Below are 14,706 nucleotides of genomic sequence, written 5' to 3' on the forward strand. Positions count from 1 at the left end.
AGAATGTGTGAGTTGGCGCTTCACATCCTGCCGACGGAGACCCGCCCCACTCCCTAGACCCCGCTCACCCAGCCGACACCAACCTCACGAACCGCAACAGCTAGGCCTTGTCGAGCCCGAGCCCTTTGCCGTTCGGGTTCTTCAGCTCCAGTGAGTTCGCGGTGGCTTCGTAGGTCACCGTGCCGGTCAGGACGTCGAGGACGTGAGCCTCGTCCGCCGCGGCTTCCTTCTGCGTACACGCCATCTTCGTCGCCATGATCGGCCCGAACGTGATGCGGTCGCCCGTCACCTTCGCGGAGCCGGAGAACTGGTTGCATCCGGTCCAGCCCGTGACCTTGCCGCCCTTGAACGTGAGGTACGGCTGCTGCTTGGCGCCCGGCAGGTAGTCCTTGTGGCTGGCCGTCTCCTTGTCGACGTAGGTGAAGACGAGCCACTTGGTGCCCTCCACCGCGGCATCCGGCGTGGCGACCTCCTTGTCGAGCAGGACCAGCTCGGTCTTGCCCGACGTCACGACCAGGTGGCCGGCGTCGAGCCGCCACGACGGCCCGGCCTGGAGCAGCCCGGCCAGCCAGGTGTCCTGGTTGTGGCGCGGCTGGTCGCAGCCCATGTCGGTGATCGCGAGGTCGGAGAGCGCGAGCTTGCCGTCGCCAGTGTCAACCGGAGCTTGCATCGTATTGCAGCCCGCGTCGGCGATCAGCCGGCCGTCCTTGGTGAACTGCACACTGATCTTGGTGTTGGGCGCCAGCGCGCGTGGCTTGCCGGCCTCGGTCACCTTGGTCGAGACGAACGCCCGGCCCGGCAGGTCACCGCCTCCAGACGTCGGAGACGAGGTGGTCTGCGTCCGGTCGCCGCAGCCGGAGACCACGATCGCCAGGCCTGCGAGCAGTGCGAGAGCTCCCACCTTGGTCCTCATACCCATGGGACGGTTACGCCCCCGCTGCGGGTTGCCTTCGCCTTTCCCGGCAACCCGGCGTCAACCCTCACACCGTTCGCGCGTGGACGCGTGGCGGGGGGCCGCGAATGACCACGTTAACCACGTATTTACGTGGTTAACGTGGTCATTCGCGCTCCGCCACGCCAGCAGGTGCTCCGCCACGCCAGCAGGTGCTCCGCCACGCCAGCAGGTGCTCCGCCACGCCAGCAGGTGCTCCGCCACGCCAGCAGGTGCTCCGCCACGCCAGCAGGTGCTTCGCCACGTCCCGGGGCGTGGTTAACCCGCCAATTACGTGGTTAACGTGGTCATTCGCGACCGGGTGGCGGATCAGGTCACGGGGAGGACGTGCTCGCCCGAGACGGTGAAGGTAAGAGCTGGGCTCAGAGTTGGCCGCGCCGGCGCAGGATGCCCGCGCAGACCAGGCCGGCCGGCACCTGCAGCCACAGCGTCAGGATCCGGTGGAGTGCCACCGCGGGCAGCGCGACCGTCAAGTCCATGCCGGCCGCGACCAGGCCGGCGACGAACGCCGCGTCCATCGTTCCGACACCGCCGGGTACGGGGATCGCGTTGCCGGCGGTGCTGCCGAACAGCAGCACCACGGCCGCCGCGAGGATGCCGATGTCGCCGCCGAACGCGTGCACCGAGGACCACAGCGTGCCGATCAGCGCCGCGGAGATCGCGAACGCACCCGCCAGGCTGATCGCGGCCTGCTTCGGGCGGCGGGCCATCGTGCGGATCGAGGTCGCGAGCTCGGACAGCAGGACCCGGGCCCGCGCCTCCAGCACCGGCCGGCGGCGTACGACGATCACGGCGATCGTGCCGGCCACCGCGAGCACAGCGCCCACGCCGGCGACGATCCAGCCGGTACGGCCGGACACGCCGGGCAGGTGCATGCCGGCCAGGATCGCGATCGGCGGCAGGAAGACGAGAGCGGACACCAGTTGCACGGCCTGCGCGACCGAGACGGTGCCGACCGAGGCCGCGCCACCGACGCCGGCCCGGCGGAGGTACTGCACGTTGACAGCCGACCCACCGATCGCCGCCGGCGACACCAGCCGCGCGACCGTACCGGCGGCCTGGGCGGCGTACGTCGGCCAGAAGCGGAGCCGGACCGGGCTCGCGCCCATCAGGTTCCAGGCGTTGCCGGCGAGGGTCAGGGCCGACATCACGACGGCGAGCGCGGCCCAGCCGAAGTGCAGCCGGGCCGTCCAGAGCGAGGGGTCGAACGCCTCGCGGTTGAGGTAGGCCAGCACGCCGACGCCTGCCAGGACACCGGAGACCAGCACGAGCTGCCGCGGGCGCCAGCCCGGCTTGGCGGACCGGTCGGACCGCTTCGAAGGGGCGTCGACGGTCCGCACGCGCTGTGGCGCAACCTCGGCCTGCCGGGCGTTCGGTACGGCCGGCCTGGTCAGTGCATCCGTCGACATCGGGTTCCCTTCTCGTTCCGCGCCAGCTTCGGGCACACACCTACCTTCTCGAACGCCGCCCGCGAGCGACATCCGGGAACGACCTCGTAGCCCCCTGGTACGGCCCCTCAGGGAGGTCCCCTACTACTGGTACGACTTAGGTCGCACGCTCCTTGAGCCCGCGCCCTAGTCTTGAAGGGATGCCCACGTCCGCTCCGCGCGCGACCACCTTGTCAGAGACGTTGCGCGCGTTCTCCGATGCCGAGCTCGTCGAGCTGTTCCGCGCGCGCTCCGACGTGGTGACCCCTCTTCCGTCCCACCTCGAGCAGTTGGCGGCCCGGGCGACCACGCGCAGCTCGCTCGCCCGCATCCTCGACCGGCTCGACCAGCGCGAGCTGGCCGTGCTCGAGGCCCTGGTCATCGCCGGTCCGGAGGCGTCCTTCAAGCGGGTGGCCGAGCTGCTGCCGCTGTCCGGCGCCGAGCTGCGCCGCGTGCTGACCCGGCTGCGCGGGCTGGCGCTGATCTGGGGCGACGGCGACGCGCTGGTCTCACCGCGGCTGCTCTCCGACCTGCTCGGGCCGTACCCCGCGGGCCTTGGCCCCGACTCCGCCGACGCGCCGCCCGCCGACCGGATCGGCGCGCTGCTCGAGGAGGCCGGCCCGCAGGCCCGCGAGGCCGCCGAGCTGCTGGCGTCCTCCCGTCCGCCCGCGGGCCGGGTCGAGCACGCCAAGCGCGAGGTCACCGTCGAGAGCGCCCGGACGCCGGTCGAACGGCTGCTGGCCCGCGGCCTGCTGGTCGCGCTCGACAACCACACGGTCGCGCTGCCCCGGCAGGTCGGCCTGTTCCTGCGCGGCGGCCGGCTCTACGACAAGGCCGACCTCGCCGCGCCCGACGTGCCCGGCACCACCCGCGACGCCGCGTTGATCGACCGGACGGCGGCCGGCACCGCGATGGAGCTGGTTCGCCGCGTCGAGCAGGTGCTGGACGACTTCGGCCAGGACGGGCTGCCGATCCTGCGCGCCGGCGGCCTCGGCGTGCGTGACCTGCGCAGGATCGCCGGCCGGCTCGGCGTCGACGAGGCCACGACCGCGTTCTACATCGAGATCGCCTACGCCGCCGAGCTGCTGTCGGCCACCGACGAGGTGTGGCTGCCGACCGCCGCCTACGACCGCTGGCTCGACCAGCCGACCGCGCGCCGGTGGGCCGTACTGGCGGCCGCCTGGCTGGGCACCCCACGCGCGGCCGCGCTCACCGGCACCCGCGACGAGAAGGACAAGCTGCGCTCGGTGCTGTCGGCCGAGCTGTCCCGCCCGGCGGCGCCGGAGCTGCGCCGGCTGGTGCTGGCCGCGCTGGAGTCGGCGGGCGCCACCTCACCCGACCAGGCCGCGGTGCTGGAACGGGTGCGCTGGACCCGGCCGCGGCGGATGACCGGCTTCGTGCAGGACTTCGTGGGCTGGACGCTGACCGAGGCGGCCGAGCTCGGCGCCAGCGGGCTGGGCGGGCTGGCGTCCACCGGCCGTGCGTTGCTCGCCGGCAGCGACCCGGCCGAGGCGCTCGAGCCCATGTTGCCGGAGCCGGTCGCCCACGTCCTGCTGCAGGCCGACCTGACCGCGGTCGCGCCGGGCCCGCTCACCCGCGAGCTGGCCCGCTCACTGGCCGAGATGGCCGACCCCGAGTCGCACGGCGGCGCGGCGGTCTACCGCTTCAGCCAGTCGTCGGTACGCCGTGCGCTCGACGCCGGGCGTTCGGCCGCGGAGCTGCACCGGCTGCTCGAACGTTCGTCCGTGACCCCGGTGCCCCAGCCGCTGTCGTATCTCATCGATGACGTCGCGAGGCGGCACGGCCACCTGCGGGCGGGGATCGCGACCGCGTACCTGCGCTGTGACGATGTCGCCACACTGGACGCCGTACTCGCCGACAAGTCCACGGCACCGCTCGGGCTGCGCCGGATCGCGCCGACGGTCGTGGTCGCGTGTACTCCCGTACGCGCGCTGGTCGACGAGCTGCGCGCGCTCGGCTACGAGCCGGTCGCGGAGTCGTCCGACGGCGGGCTCGTGCTCGAGACGCCGCGCATGGTGCGGGCGCTGGAGCGCGAGCGAGGGCCGGCGCCGCTCCGGGAGCCGGACGCCGACCTGCTGACGGCGGCGGTGCGAGCCGTCCGAGCGGGTGATCGTGCGCGGGCCAGCCGCCCGGAGGGCGTTGCGGTAGGCCAGCTCCGGCGCACCGCCTCGACCGAAACCGTCGAGATCCTGCGCGATGCGGTCGCGGCACACCGATCGGTCTGGCTCGGATACGCCGATCAGCACGGCGGAATCAGCGATCGGATCGTCGATCCGGTGCGGATCGAAGCCGGCTGGCTGACGGCATATGACCACACATCGGGCGAATCACGCACTTTCGCCTTGCATCGGATAACGGGCGCGGCCCCGATGGAAGGCGACGCACACCGAACTCCGTGATTCCGCACGGCTTGGCAGGTTGCTGCCCGGCTGATTAACTCCCTGTTAGGGGTTGGCCCCGGGCATTGATCAATTCGCCCGCTACCTCTAAGGTTCTTGACCGATGAGCCATTCCAGGTCCCGACGTAGCAGGCCGTCGGCGACGTCTACTCATCGACGTCACCGCGCGGGAGCGTCACGTCGGCACGACCGCAGGCAGGCCCGGGCGGCTCGTTCCCGCCGGGTCGTCCGCCGTCTGGTCACTGGGCTGGCATCCACGCTGACGTTGGCCGGCGCGATGATCGCCGCCTGGCTCGGGCTGGGCACCACCGCCGTGGGCGACGACCTGACCGCACTGGACCAGTCGACCGCGGGCGGCCTGCAGCGAAGCGACGCTGAGCGCGGGTCGCGAGGTACGCCTCGGGAACCGGTTACCGAAACGCCCACACCCTCCGCCACGACGCCCGACACCACGGTCGCGCCCGAGATCGTCGTTCCCGACAAGGGTTCCGGCCAGACGCGGGTGGCCAACGGTGGTGGCGCGGAGTTCGGGCAGGGCCGGCACATCAAGTACCGCGTCGAGGTCGAGCGCGAAGTGCCGTTCGATCCCGTCGAGGTCGCGAGCATGGTCGACCAGACCCTGCAGGATCCACGCAGCTGGGCGGCGAACGGGCTCGCCACGTTCGAACGCGTTGACGACGACTCCGCTGATCTTCGGATCATCATCGCTACGCCGAAGACCACTGACCAGCTGTGCGCCCCACTCGACACCGGCGGCGAGGTTTCCTGCCGTAACGGCGACCACGTGGCGCTGAACGCGAAACGCTGGGCGTACGGCGCGGAGGCGTACGGCAAGGACATCGTCAACTACCGCCGCTATCTGGTCAACCACGAGGTCGGGCACTTCCTCGGCTACAACCACGTCGGCTGCCCGGGTGCCGACGAGCCCGCGCCTGTGATGATGCAGCAGACTAAGGGAATCGGCACCTGCCGTACCAACGCCTGGCCGCTGCCGTCCGAACTCGCCGAACACTAACGAGCAATCGATGCAGGTCCGTCCCGCAAAGCTGGACGACGCGCCGGAGATGGGCCGCGTGTTCGTCGACTCGTTCCGGACGGGACACCGGGGTCAGATGCCTGAACATCTGCTGATGGATCGCACGTACGAGAAGTCCACCCGCGGCTGGGCCCGCTCCCTGCGCGAGATCGATCGGGGAGAACTACCCGGCGTCCGGATCGCCGTGGCCGTGGACGACGACTCCGGCGCGTTGCTGGGCGTGGGCATGTGCGGCCCGCCGCACCCGTGGGACGACGACGGGCCGGCCCGCCTCGCCGTGCCGACGGGCGAGGTGTGGGCGCTGTACGTCGCGCCCGAACACCAGCGCTGCGGCGCCGGCCGGGCGCTGGTCGAGCATCTGGCGGAGTTCCTGGCGACGCAGGGCGTCCGCCGGCTGATCATCGGAGTGCTGGTCGCGAACACAGCGGCCCGCGCCTTCTACGAGTCGCTCGGCGGCCACTTCATCGGCGTCCGCGACCACGTGGACGAGGACGTGGTGCTCGACGAGGCCGTCTACGAATGGCGCGACCTCACGTTCGGCACCGGATCAGGCTGACGACGGGCATGGCGCTCAGTCGCCGAGGGCCTGGGCCAGCAGGTGGGAGGTTGTGACGACGCCGATGACCCGGCCGTCCTCCACGATCGCGACCAGGGGGCAGCGCATCCTTGCCATCAGGGCCGCCAGCTCGAGCGTGGTGTCGTCGCCCTTCAGGACGGGCAGCTCGTGCGGGGTGTCGGGGAGCAGGTCGCCCACCGTACGGCCGTCGAGCTCCTTGACGATGCGGTCGGCGGCCTTCTCGTCCAGCACGCGGGCCAGCGACGGGTCGTCCTGGACGTACTTCGGGATCACGAAGCGCAGCACCTGCGATGCCGGCAGGATCGCCTTCGGGGAGCCGTCCGGCTTGGTCACGACGAGGCCCGACAGGCGATGCCGCCCGATCAGGCGGACCGCCTCCAGGGCGTCGGTCTCGACCGTCACCGTGGGGTAGTCCTCGAGGAGATCACGCGCGAGCATGCCGCCAGCCTACGACGCCGTCGGCCGATCACTCCCCGAACTGCAGCCGGGACCACCCCACCCCGTCCTGCGAGGTGTAGAAGCCGCCGGTGCTGCGCGCGACGTACCGTCCATAGCTTCGCGGGAACCCCGCGAACTCCGGCACGTTCGGCAGGTCGGCGAACGTGCGCCCGCCATCCTCGCTGATCCGGGTGCCGGCGCCCAGTGTGCCGACCAGCAGACGGTCCGGGCCGAGCAGGACGCCGCCTGACACCGAGCCCGGCCGCTGGTTCGGGTCGGCTGCCGGCCGGACGGTCTGCCAGGTGCGCCCGCTGTCGTGGCTCACGTACATCCGGCCGGTCCCAGGCCGGGCGCCCTGTTTCGTCGGCAGCAACGTCACGAAGACGTACGCCTCCTGCCCGGACCGGGTCACGACGCTGACGGAGATCACCTGTCCGGACTCCGAGCCGAGCCGATGGACCTTCCAGCTGTGCCCGTTGTCGCGGGTGATCGCGAGCGCCGGCGTGCGGTCGTCGACCGCTCCGGCGATCCACCAGCCGCCCACGGTGTCGCCGTCGGGCGAGGCCCACCAGATCTTCTGCAACGTGGGCTGGCTCTGCAGCGGCGCCGAGACGCCGGTACGCGGATCGATCGCGTGCACGCCGCAGCCGCCGGACCCGCAGACGTTACGCAGCACCGCGCCCGCCGGAATCGTCGGATACGTCAACCCTGCTTCGGCTTCGACCGGACGCCAGGTCCGGCCGGCATCCGTGCTGAACCACGTCCGCCCGTTGTCCTCGAGCGAAACCGCCTCGGCCCCGAACACGAACATCGAAGCAGAGAAGCCCTCGCCCTGCTTCAACCCAGGCGTCGGCAGCTTGCGGTACGCCCAGGCCCTGCCCCCGTTCGACGTCGAACGCAGGCCGTACCAGCACTGCCCGCCACCCGGCGCGCACCCGCCGGTCAGCGCGAACCCGTGCGCGCCGTCGGCGAACTGCACGTCGAGGATCTGGCTCTCGGTCGCTTTGGTGGCGGGATCGACCCACGGCCGGCCCAGCGACATCGGCTGCGCCCGGGCGGCGTACGTGGCCTCCGCCTCGTGTGCGTGATCGCCCTGGTCGCTGCCGAACTGGCCGGCGACCAGCCAGCCGACGGCGCCGACACCCGCGATGACCAGGAGAGCGAGCAACAGTGTCCGGGCCGGGCGTCGGGCCGGCGCGGCGGTGACGTCCTCGGACTCGGGCTCAGGCATACCGGCTCCTCGCTTCGGAGAGATCACACCAAAGCGACCGGCCGGTATTTCGGCTTTCAGCCTAAGACAATCCCGGGCAGCTCACCCAGGCTTTCCAGTACGTACGTCGGGTTCTCCGCCGCCGACTCAGCCGACTCAGCCGGCTCAGCCGACTCCGCCATCGTCCGGCTCGTGATGCCGGTCAGCACCAGCGCGCTGTCGACCCCGCCCACCGAGCCCATCGCGATGTCGGTGCCGAGCCGGTCTCCGACGATCAGCACGTCGCGACCCGGCAGTCCCAGCCGGTGCAGCGCCGCGGCCAGCATGGCGGGCGACGGCTTGCCCATCACGGCCTCGACCGTACGACCGGTCGTGGCCTCCAGCGCGGCGATGATGCCACCACAGTCGGGGATCTCGCCGCCGTCGACCGGGCAGGTCGGATCGGGGTTGGTCGCGATGAACCGCGCGCCCGCACGGATCGCCCGGAACGCCTCGACCCACTTGTCGTAGGTGAACGTACGGTCGAACGACGCGATCACGACGTCGGCCTGCTCGGCCTTGTGCACCAGCTTCGCGCCGGCCGCTGACAGCTCCTCGGACAGGTTCGTCTCGCCGAGCGCGAGCACCGAGGCGCCGGGAGCATGCGTTCGTACCCAGTCCGCCGTCACCGTGCCGGACGTCAGCACGTCGTCCGGCGTCGTGGGAATCCCCAAGCCGGTAAGCCGTTCGGCGTACGACTGCGGGCTGCGCAGCGGGTTGTTCGAGACGAACAGCAGTCGTACGCCCGCGGCCCGCAGTCGTTCCAAAGCCTCGACCGCGCCCGGCAGCGGCTGGCCAGAGAGGTAGACCGTGCCGTCCAGGTCACAGATCAGTCCGAGGTATCGCGCCACAATTCCCAGACCGTACGGTACGAGCGCAACCTCTGGCTGCCTCAGGTTGTGCCTCAGGTGTGGACAGGCAGCTTGAGCCGGCTCGTCACCGCTGTCCGGTTCAGGGCGTTCATCGCCGCGATCGCGAGCACGAGGTGCGAGAGCTCCTCGGTCTCGAAGTGCTGCTCGGCCTGCTTCCACACCTCGTCCGACACGTCCTGGGTCCGCGGCAGCTGCGTCATCGCCTCGGCCAGCTCCAGCGCCGCGCGCTCCTTGGGCGTGAAGAACGGCGCCTCCCGCCACGCCGCGACGGTGTACAGCCGGCGCGCGTCCTCGCCCGCCGCGATCGCGTCCCGGCTGTGCTTGTCGACGCAGTAGGAGCAGCCGTTGATCTGCGAGATCCGCAGCTTGACCAGATCGTGCAGCAACGGGTCGAGTCCCTCGCCGACGGCCGTCGCGAAGCCGAGCATCGCGGAGTACGCCTCGGGGGCGCCGCGTCGCAGGTCGATGCGCTGTTCTGGAATCACGTAGTCGCTCACGTCGGTCGAACCTACGACTAGCTGGACCAAACGTATGATCCAGATCGATGCCGGAAACTTGGACCAGATCCGTACGCCTGCACCTGGAGCTCGACCCCGCGGTGCGGCCGGCCAGGGCGCTCACCCAGGCGCTACGCCAGGCGATCACGACCGGTGTGGTCGCGGCGGGTACGCCGCTGCCGTCGACCCGCACGCTGGCCGGCGAGCTGGGGCTGGCGCGCGGCACGGTCGTCGAGGCGTACGACCAGCTCGCGGCCGAGGGCTACCTGCTGACCCGGCCGCGGGCAGGCACGCGAGTCGCGGCCGGTGTGACCGCTCCCGTACCGGCGCCTGCGTTGCCCTCGCTCGGCAACCCGCCGCGCCACGACTTCCGGCCGGTCAGCTCGGACGCGTCCGCGTTCCCGCGTACGGCCTGGTCAGCAGCCATGCGCGCGGCGATCCGCGACGCCACCGACGACGACCTGCGCTACGGCGACCCGCGGGGGCATCCGGAGCTGCGGGCCGCGCTCGCTTCGTACCTCGGCCGGGTCCGGGGCGTACGCACCGAACCGGACCGGATCCTCGTCTGTGGCGGGTACGCGCACGGGCTCGCGTTGCTGTGCAGGGTCTATCGGCGCAACGGCTGGTCCCGGATCGCGATCGAGGACCCGGGGTTCACGCACAACCGCCGGAGCGCGGAGTACGCCGGCCTCACGACCGTGCCCGTACCCATGGACGGCGACGGCCTGCGCGTCGACGCTCTCCCCTCTTCGGTGGACGCGACGGTCGTGACGCCCGCCCACCACCTGCCGCTCGGCGTGACGCTGGCACCCGCCAGCCGTACCGCGCTGGTGCGCTGGGCGGGCGCGACCGGCGGGCTGATCTGGGAGGACGACTACGACGGCGAGCTGCGCTACGACCGCCAGCCGATCGGCGCGCTGCAGGGCCTGGCTCCGGAGCGAGTCGTCTACCTGGGTACGGCGAGCAAGTCGCTGGCGCCCGTCCTCCGGCTGGGCTGGCTCGTCCTGCCGGCCGCCCTGGTCGACGCGGTTGTGGAGGAACGCCGGCAGGACGACCGCCACGCGCCGACGTTCGACCAGCTGGCGCTGGCCCGCCTGATCACCTCCGGCGGCCTCGACCGCCACCTGCGGCGGATGCGCCCCCGGTACCGCCGGCGCCGCGACCTGCTGATCTCCGCCATCCGCGACCGCGTACCGGCCATCACCGTCGAAGGAGTCGCGGCCGGTTACCACGCCCTGCTGCGCCTCCCCGCCACCACCGACGAGTCCGCGACCGTCGCCGCCCTGGCCAGGGCGGGGGTCGCCGTGCCAGGCCTGAGCGAGTACACGGCGAGCGGGCGCGCAGCCGAACCCGGGCTCCTGGTGGGGTACGGAACGCCACCACAACACCGCTACGCCGAAGCCCTCGACGCCCTGACCAACACCCTCGCCACCACGGTCAGGCGTTCGTGAGCACGCGTGCCGCCTTGCGAGGCCGGACGTTCGCATTGCCCACCGCGAGCTAGAGCCGCCGCATCATGGATACGCCGTCACGGTCGTCGCCGGGGGCTACGCGGATGCAGTTGGGGAGGCGGCCGACCTCGACGAAGCCGAGCTTGGCGTAGAACTCGCCGAGACCGAGTCCTTCGCGGTAGTCGAGGGTCAGGAACTCCATCCCGTGGTCGCGCGCCACGTCGGCGATGCCGTCGAGCAGGACGCGGCCGAAGCCGTTGCCCTGCTGCGCCGGATGCACCATCAGCGCGATCACCGTGGCCCAGTGGGACTGCTGCACCATGTCGTTCCACACGAGGTAGCCGAAACCCGCCAGCCGGTCGTCCGAACGCAGCACGACCAGCAGCCGCTTGCCGTCGTGGGCGGCGGCGATGCTCTGGTCGAGCTTCGGCGCCACGATCTCCGGCGTCACCTGGCCGACGAACCCCACCGCGCCGCCGGCGTTGGTTGCCTCGACCCAGCAGTCGAGCATCTCGGCGCGCAGGCGGTCGTCGATCCGCTCGACCGCCTCGATCTTGGTCTCCGTACTTCCCACGGCATTCACCGTACGGCCCCGAACGCGGCGTCGGTCAGGCCGCGCCAGACCAGGCCGACCTCGGAGTAGCCCGCGGCCCGCAGGAACCCGAGATGCCCGGACGCCAGCGGGAACGAGTCGCCGTGGGACGGGCCGCCGAAGATCTGGTCGCGTTCGGCCACGGCGTCGGCGAGTTCGGGCGTCGCGCGGGCGGCTTCCCACCAGCCCTCCCAGGTCAGGGCCGCACCCGCCGCGTAGAGCCGTTCGCGGTAGGCCTTCTGGAACGCGTCGAGCCGCTCCGACAGCTCCGGCAGCCCGTCGTCGGCCAGGTGGTCGGCGTTGCAGAACACGCCTCCGGGCCGCAGCAGCTCGCGGACCTCGGCGTACAACACCGCCAGCCGGTCGGCCGGCAGCCAGTGCAGCGCGGTCGCGGTCAGCACGGCGTCGAACGGCTGGTCGCCGGCCTGCGCCCTGACCGCATCCTGCCAGCCGGGAGCGGACAAGTCGGCCCGCACGATCGTCACGCGGTCGTCGCTCTCGAACGTACCGGTGGCGATCCGCAGCAGCGCGGGGTCGAAATCGAGCGCGACGCTGCGCGCACCGGGCAGGCGGTCCAGCAGGCGCCGGCTGATCGAGCCCGTACCGCAGGCGAGATCGAGTACGTACGGCTTCGACCCGCACTGCGCTTCCACCACGTCGAGCAGCGCCGTGAAACGCTCCTCGCGGTCGGGGAGGTATGCGGCCTGCTGTACGTCCCAGCTCCGCTGCCACTGTTCCCAGTCCATCGCCGGCTCCTTGAGTAATAGACACTGTGCTCGAATAGTCATTACACCATAGGGCACGTCAGGTAAGGTGCACAAGTGGACTTCCTCCGTTACGCCGAGCGGGCCGCGGACCTGGTCAACACCCCGCTCGAGGACGAAGACGACCTGGCGAACTTCCTGGCCGGACGCCCCTGGCTGGCCAAACGGATCGTCGCAAGGGATCTGGTGGCGCTACGCCGGCTGCAGCGCGAGGTGCGGGCGGTGTTCGAGCTGGCCCAGGCCGACTCCGAGGCCGAGGTCGCTCAGGGTGAACCCGGCCCCGAAGCCAGCGCCGAGCCCGGTGGTGAGCCCGGCACGGAGCCCGGCCCTCGCGGGCTGACCAACGAGCAGGAGATCGTCCGCCGGCTCAACGAGTTGCTCAAGCTGCACCCGGTCTCACCGTTCATCTCCGGCCACGACAAGCAGACCTGGCACCTTCACGTCGCCGAGCGTGAGTCGTCGGTGGCCGAGACGCTGGCCGCCGAGGGCCTGATGGGCATGGCCACGGTCGTGTGCGACCTCGGCACCGACCGGTTCGGCGTCTGCGCGGCCGCCCGGTGCACGAATGTGTTCGTCGACACATCACCGAACAGATCTCGGAGGTACTGTTCAGAGCGGTGTTCTTCGCGCGCGAACGTCGCCGCGTTCCGCGCCCGCCGGAAGGCCCATGCCGCGGCAGCCTCCTCATAAGTTCCACAAAGGGATTTGATCTGTGAACGACGGACCGCTCATCGTCCAGTCCGACAAGACCCTGCTCCTCGAAGTCGCCCATGCCGACGCCGACGACGCGCGGAAGGCGATCGCGCCGTTCGCCGAGCTCGAGCGCGCGCCCGAACACATCCACACGTACCGCCTCACTCCGCTCGGCCTGTGGAACGCCCGCGCCGCCGGGCACGACGCCGAGCAGGTGGTCGACACCCTGCTGCGCTACAGCCGGTTCGCCGTGCCCCACGCGCTGCTGGTCGACATCGCCGACACCATGTCGCGCTACGGCCGGCTGCGGCTGGAGAAGCACCCGGTCCACGGCCTCGTGCTGGTCGCGACCGACCGGCCCGTCCTCGAAGAGGTGCTGCGCAGCGCCAAGCTCAAGCCGATGCTCGGGGCGCGGATCGACCCGGACACCGTTGCCGTACACCCGTCGGAGCGTGGGCACGTCAAACAGGCGCTGCTGAAGCTCGGCTGGCCCGCCGAGGACACCGCGGGCTACGTCGACGGCGAGGCGCACGCGATCTCGCTCGACGAGGAAAGCTGGTCGCTGCGGCCGTACCAGTCGCAGGCCGCCGACGCGTTCTGGCACGGCGGGTCCGGCGTCGTCGTTCTGCCTTGTGGCGCTGGTAAAACGCTGGTCGGTGCGGCCGCGATGGCGCACGCGCAGGCGACGACACTGATCATGGTCACCAACACGGTCGCCGCGCGGCAGTGGAAGGACGAGCTGATCCGGCGTACGTCGCTGACCGAGGACGAGATCGGCGAATACTCCGGCACCAAGAAGGAGATCCGGCCGGTCACGATCGCGACGTACCAGGTGATGACGACCCGCCGGAAGGGCGCCTACACCCACCTGGAGCTGTTCGACGCGCGCGACTGGGGCCTGATCGTCTACGACGAGGTCCACCTGCTGCCGGCGCCGATCTTCCGGATGACGGCCGACCTGCAGGCGCGCCGGCGGCTCGGCCTGACCGCGACGCTGGTCCGCGAGGACGGACGCGAGGGCGACGTGTTCTCGCTGATCGGCCCGAAGCGCTACGACGCGCCGTGGAAGGACATCGAGGCGCAGGGCTGGATCGCACCGGCCGACTGCGTAGAGGTTCGCGTGACTTTGACGGACGCCGAGCGCATCGCGTACGCCACGGCCGAGCCCGAGGACCGCTACCGCCTGGCGTCGACGACCGACACCAAGGCGCGCGTGGTCGAGTGCCTGGCGCACCAGCACCAGGGCGAGCCGACGCTGGTGATCGGGCAGTACATCGACCAGCTCGACGATCTCGCGGCCCGGCTCGGTGCGCCGATCATCAAGGGCGAGACCACTGTGAAGGAACGGCAGCGGCTGTTCGAGGCCTTCCGTACCGGCGAGATCTCACTGCTCGTGGTGTCCAAGGTCGCCAACTTCTCGGTCGACCTGCCGGAGGCCGCGGTCGCGGTCCAGGTGTCCGGGACGTTCGGCTCTCGGCAGGAAGAAGCCCAGCGACTGGGGAGGCTGCTCCGCCCGAAGCACGACGGCCGTTCGGCACGCTTCTACGCCGTGGTCTCGCGCGACACGGTGGACCAGGACTTCGCGGCGCACCGGCAGCGCTTCCTGGCCGAACAGGGTTACGCCTACCGCATCGTCGACGCCGACGACATCCTGTCGGGCGAGCTGCCGCCGCTCTAAGCACCGAGGCCTCCCGAGACGTGCGCGGCCAGGACGTCGCCGCACACGCCGGCGGCGACT

The 14,706-nt window shown here is 71.2% G+C and carries 14 protein-coding genes; 6 read left to right on the forward strand and 8 right to left on the reverse strand.

All coding sequences use genetic code 11. From position 1 onward, the window contains the following. Positions 1-100 precede the first annotated feature (100 nt). Together ACYVF6_RS05285 and ACYVF6_RS05290 are read right to left on the reverse strand one after the other, a co-directional pair. Positions 101-901: an META domain-containing protein gene (locus tag ACYVF6_RS05285; RefSeq protein ID WP_460516404.1), complete on the reverse strand. Its 801-nt coding sequence runs from the start codon at positions 899-901 to the stop codon at positions 101-103. A gap of 413 nt (positions 902-1,314) precedes the next feature. Continuing rightward, positions 1,315-2,361, reverse strand: a complete 1,047-nt coding sequence (locus ACYVF6_RS05290; protein ID WP_460516407.1) for a lysylphosphatidylglycerol synthase transmembrane domain-containing protein — start codon at positions 2,359-2,361, stop codon at positions 1,315-1,317. Between the two features lie 179 nt (positions 2,362-2,540). Here ACYVF6_RS05290 and ACYVF6_RS05295 point away from each other — a divergent pair, with 179 nt between their 5' ends. The 3 genes from ACYVF6_RS05295 (at position 2,541) to ACYVF6_RS05305 (ending at position 6,391) form a co-directional block, all read left to right on the forward strand. Then, positions 2,541-4,799, forward strand: coding sequence for a helicase-associated domain-containing protein (locus ACYVF6_RS05295; RefSeq protein WP_460516410.1), 2,259 nt, complete (start codon positions 2,541-2,543; stop codon positions 4,797-4,799). A 103-nt stretch (positions 4,800-4,902) separates the two neighbouring features. Further along, complete coding sequence (locus ACYVF6_RS05300) at positions 4,903-5,814, forward strand: DUF3152 domain-containing protein (protein WP_460516412.1); 912 nt, start codon at positions 4,903-4,905, stop codon at positions 5,812-5,814. Positions 5,815-5,824: 10 nt separating this feature from the next. Further along, entirely contained in the window at positions 5,825-6,391 is a 567-nt protein-coding gene (locus tag ACYVF6_RS05305) for a GNAT family N-acetyltransferase (protein ID WP_460516415.1), read from the forward strand. Positions 6,392-6,406: 15 nt separating this feature from the next. Here ACYVF6_RS05305 and ACYVF6_RS05310 read toward each other — a convergent pair whose 3' ends face one another. The 4 genes from ACYVF6_RS05310 to ACYVF6_RS05325 are packed head-to-tail and all read right to left on the reverse strand — an operon-like array spanning position 6,407 to position 9,468. Next, complete coding sequence (locus tag ACYVF6_RS05310; protein WP_460516418.1) at positions 6,407-6,850, reverse strand: CBS domain-containing protein; 444 nt, start codon at positions 6,848-6,850, stop codon at positions 6,407-6,409. Positions 6,851-6,878: 28 nt separating this feature from the next. Then, entirely contained in the window at positions 6,879-8,081 is a 1,203-nt protein-coding gene (locus tag ACYVF6_RS05315) for a sialidase family protein (RefSeq protein ID WP_460516421.1), read from the reverse strand. Positions 8,082-8,137: 56 nt separating this feature from the next. Beyond that, the gene (locus ACYVF6_RS05320) at positions 8,138-8,950 is read right to left on the reverse strand and encodes an HAD-IIA family hydrolase (protein ID WP_460516424.1); all 813 of its coding nucleotides are present in this window, start codon (positions 8,948-8,950) and stop codon (positions 8,138-8,140) included. A 53-nt stretch (positions 8,951-9,003) separates the two neighbouring features. Further along, the gene (locus ACYVF6_RS05325; protein WP_460516427.1) at positions 9,004-9,468 is read right to left on the reverse strand and encodes a carboxymuconolactone decarboxylase family protein; all 465 of its coding nucleotides are present in this window, start codon (positions 9,466-9,468) and stop codon (positions 9,004-9,006) included. Positions 9,469-9,515: 47 nt separating this feature from the next. Here ACYVF6_RS05325 and pdxR point away from each other — a divergent pair, with 47 nt between their 5' ends. Next, the gene (gene pdxR, locus ACYVF6_RS05330; protein ID WP_460516429.1) at positions 9,516-10,919 is read left to right on the forward strand and encodes an aminotransferase-like domain-containing protein; all 1,404 of its coding nucleotides are present in this window, start codon (positions 9,516-9,518) and stop codon (positions 10,917-10,919) included. A gap of 49 nt (positions 10,920-10,968) precedes the next feature. Here pdxR and ACYVF6_RS05335 read toward each other — a convergent pair whose 3' ends face one another. Together ACYVF6_RS05335 and ACYVF6_RS05340 are read right to left on the reverse strand one after the other, a co-directional pair. Then, positions 10,969-11,493 carry a GNAT family N-acetyltransferase gene (locus tag ACYVF6_RS05335; protein WP_460516432.1) on the reverse strand — a complete coding sequence of 175 codons (525 nt, stop codon included), beginning with the start codon at positions 11,491-11,493 and terminating at the stop codon, positions 10,969-10,971. A gap of 5 nt (positions 11,494-11,498) precedes the next feature. After that, positions 11,499-12,257 (reverse strand): class I SAM-dependent methyltransferase, encoded by a 759-nt coding sequence (locus tag ACYVF6_RS05340; RefSeq protein ID WP_460516435.1) that lies wholly within the window; start codon positions 12,255-12,257, stop codon positions 11,499-11,501. 75 nt (positions 12,258-12,332) lie between these two features. Between ACYVF6_RS05340 and ACYVF6_RS05345 the strand changes: the two genes are divergently transcribed. Beyond that, positions 12,333-12,965 carry a CGNR zinc finger domain-containing protein gene (locus tag ACYVF6_RS05345; protein ID WP_460516438.1) on the forward strand — a complete coding sequence of 211 codons (633 nt, stop codon included), beginning with the start codon at positions 12,333-12,335 and terminating at the stop codon, positions 12,963-12,965. Positions 12,966-12,987: 22 nt separating this feature from the next. Next, positions 12,988-14,646, forward strand: a complete 1,659-nt coding sequence (locus tag ACYVF6_RS05350; protein WP_460516441.1) for a DEAD/DEAH box helicase — start codon at positions 12,988-12,990, stop codon at positions 14,644-14,646. Positions 14,647-14,706 lie beyond the last annotated feature (60 nt).

It is taken from the genome of Flindersiella endophytica (assembly GCF_054779015.1).

Excerpts from the sequence above, each read along its gene's own strand:
- ACYVF6_RS05300 (WP_460516412.1), top strand. The coding sequence starts at position 4,903 with ATGAGCCATTCCAGGTCCCGACGTAGCAGGCCGTCGGCGACGTCTACT.
- ACYVF6_RS05290 (WP_460516407.1), bottom strand. The coding sequence starts at position 2,361 with ATGTCGACGGATGCACTGACCAGGCCGGCCGTACCGAACGCCCGGCAG.
- ACYVF6_RS05340 (WP_460516435.1), bottom strand. The coding sequence starts at position 12,257 with ATGGACTGGGAACAGTGGCAGCGGAGCTGGGACGTACAGCAGGCCGCA.
- pdxR (WP_460516429.1), top strand. The coding sequence starts at position 9,516 with ATGCCGGAAACTTGGACCAGATCCGTACGCCTGCACCTGGAGCTCGAC.
- ACYVF6_RS05315 (WP_460516421.1), bottom strand. The coding sequence starts at position 8,081 with ATGCCTGAGCCCGAGTCCGAGGACGTCACCGCCGCGCCGGCCCGACGC.
- ACYVF6_RS05295 (WP_460516410.1), top strand. The coding sequence starts at position 2,541 with ATGCCCACGTCCGCTCCGCGCGCGACCACCTTGTCAGAGACGTTGCGC.
- ACYVF6_RS05305 (WP_460516415.1), top strand. The coding sequence starts at position 5,825 with ATGCAGGTCCGTCCCGCAAAGCTGGACGACGCGCCGGAGATGGGCCGC.
- ACYVF6_RS05310 (WP_460516418.1), bottom strand. The coding sequence starts at position 6,850 with ATGCTCGCGCGTGATCTCCTCGAGGACTACCCCACGGTGACGGTCGAG.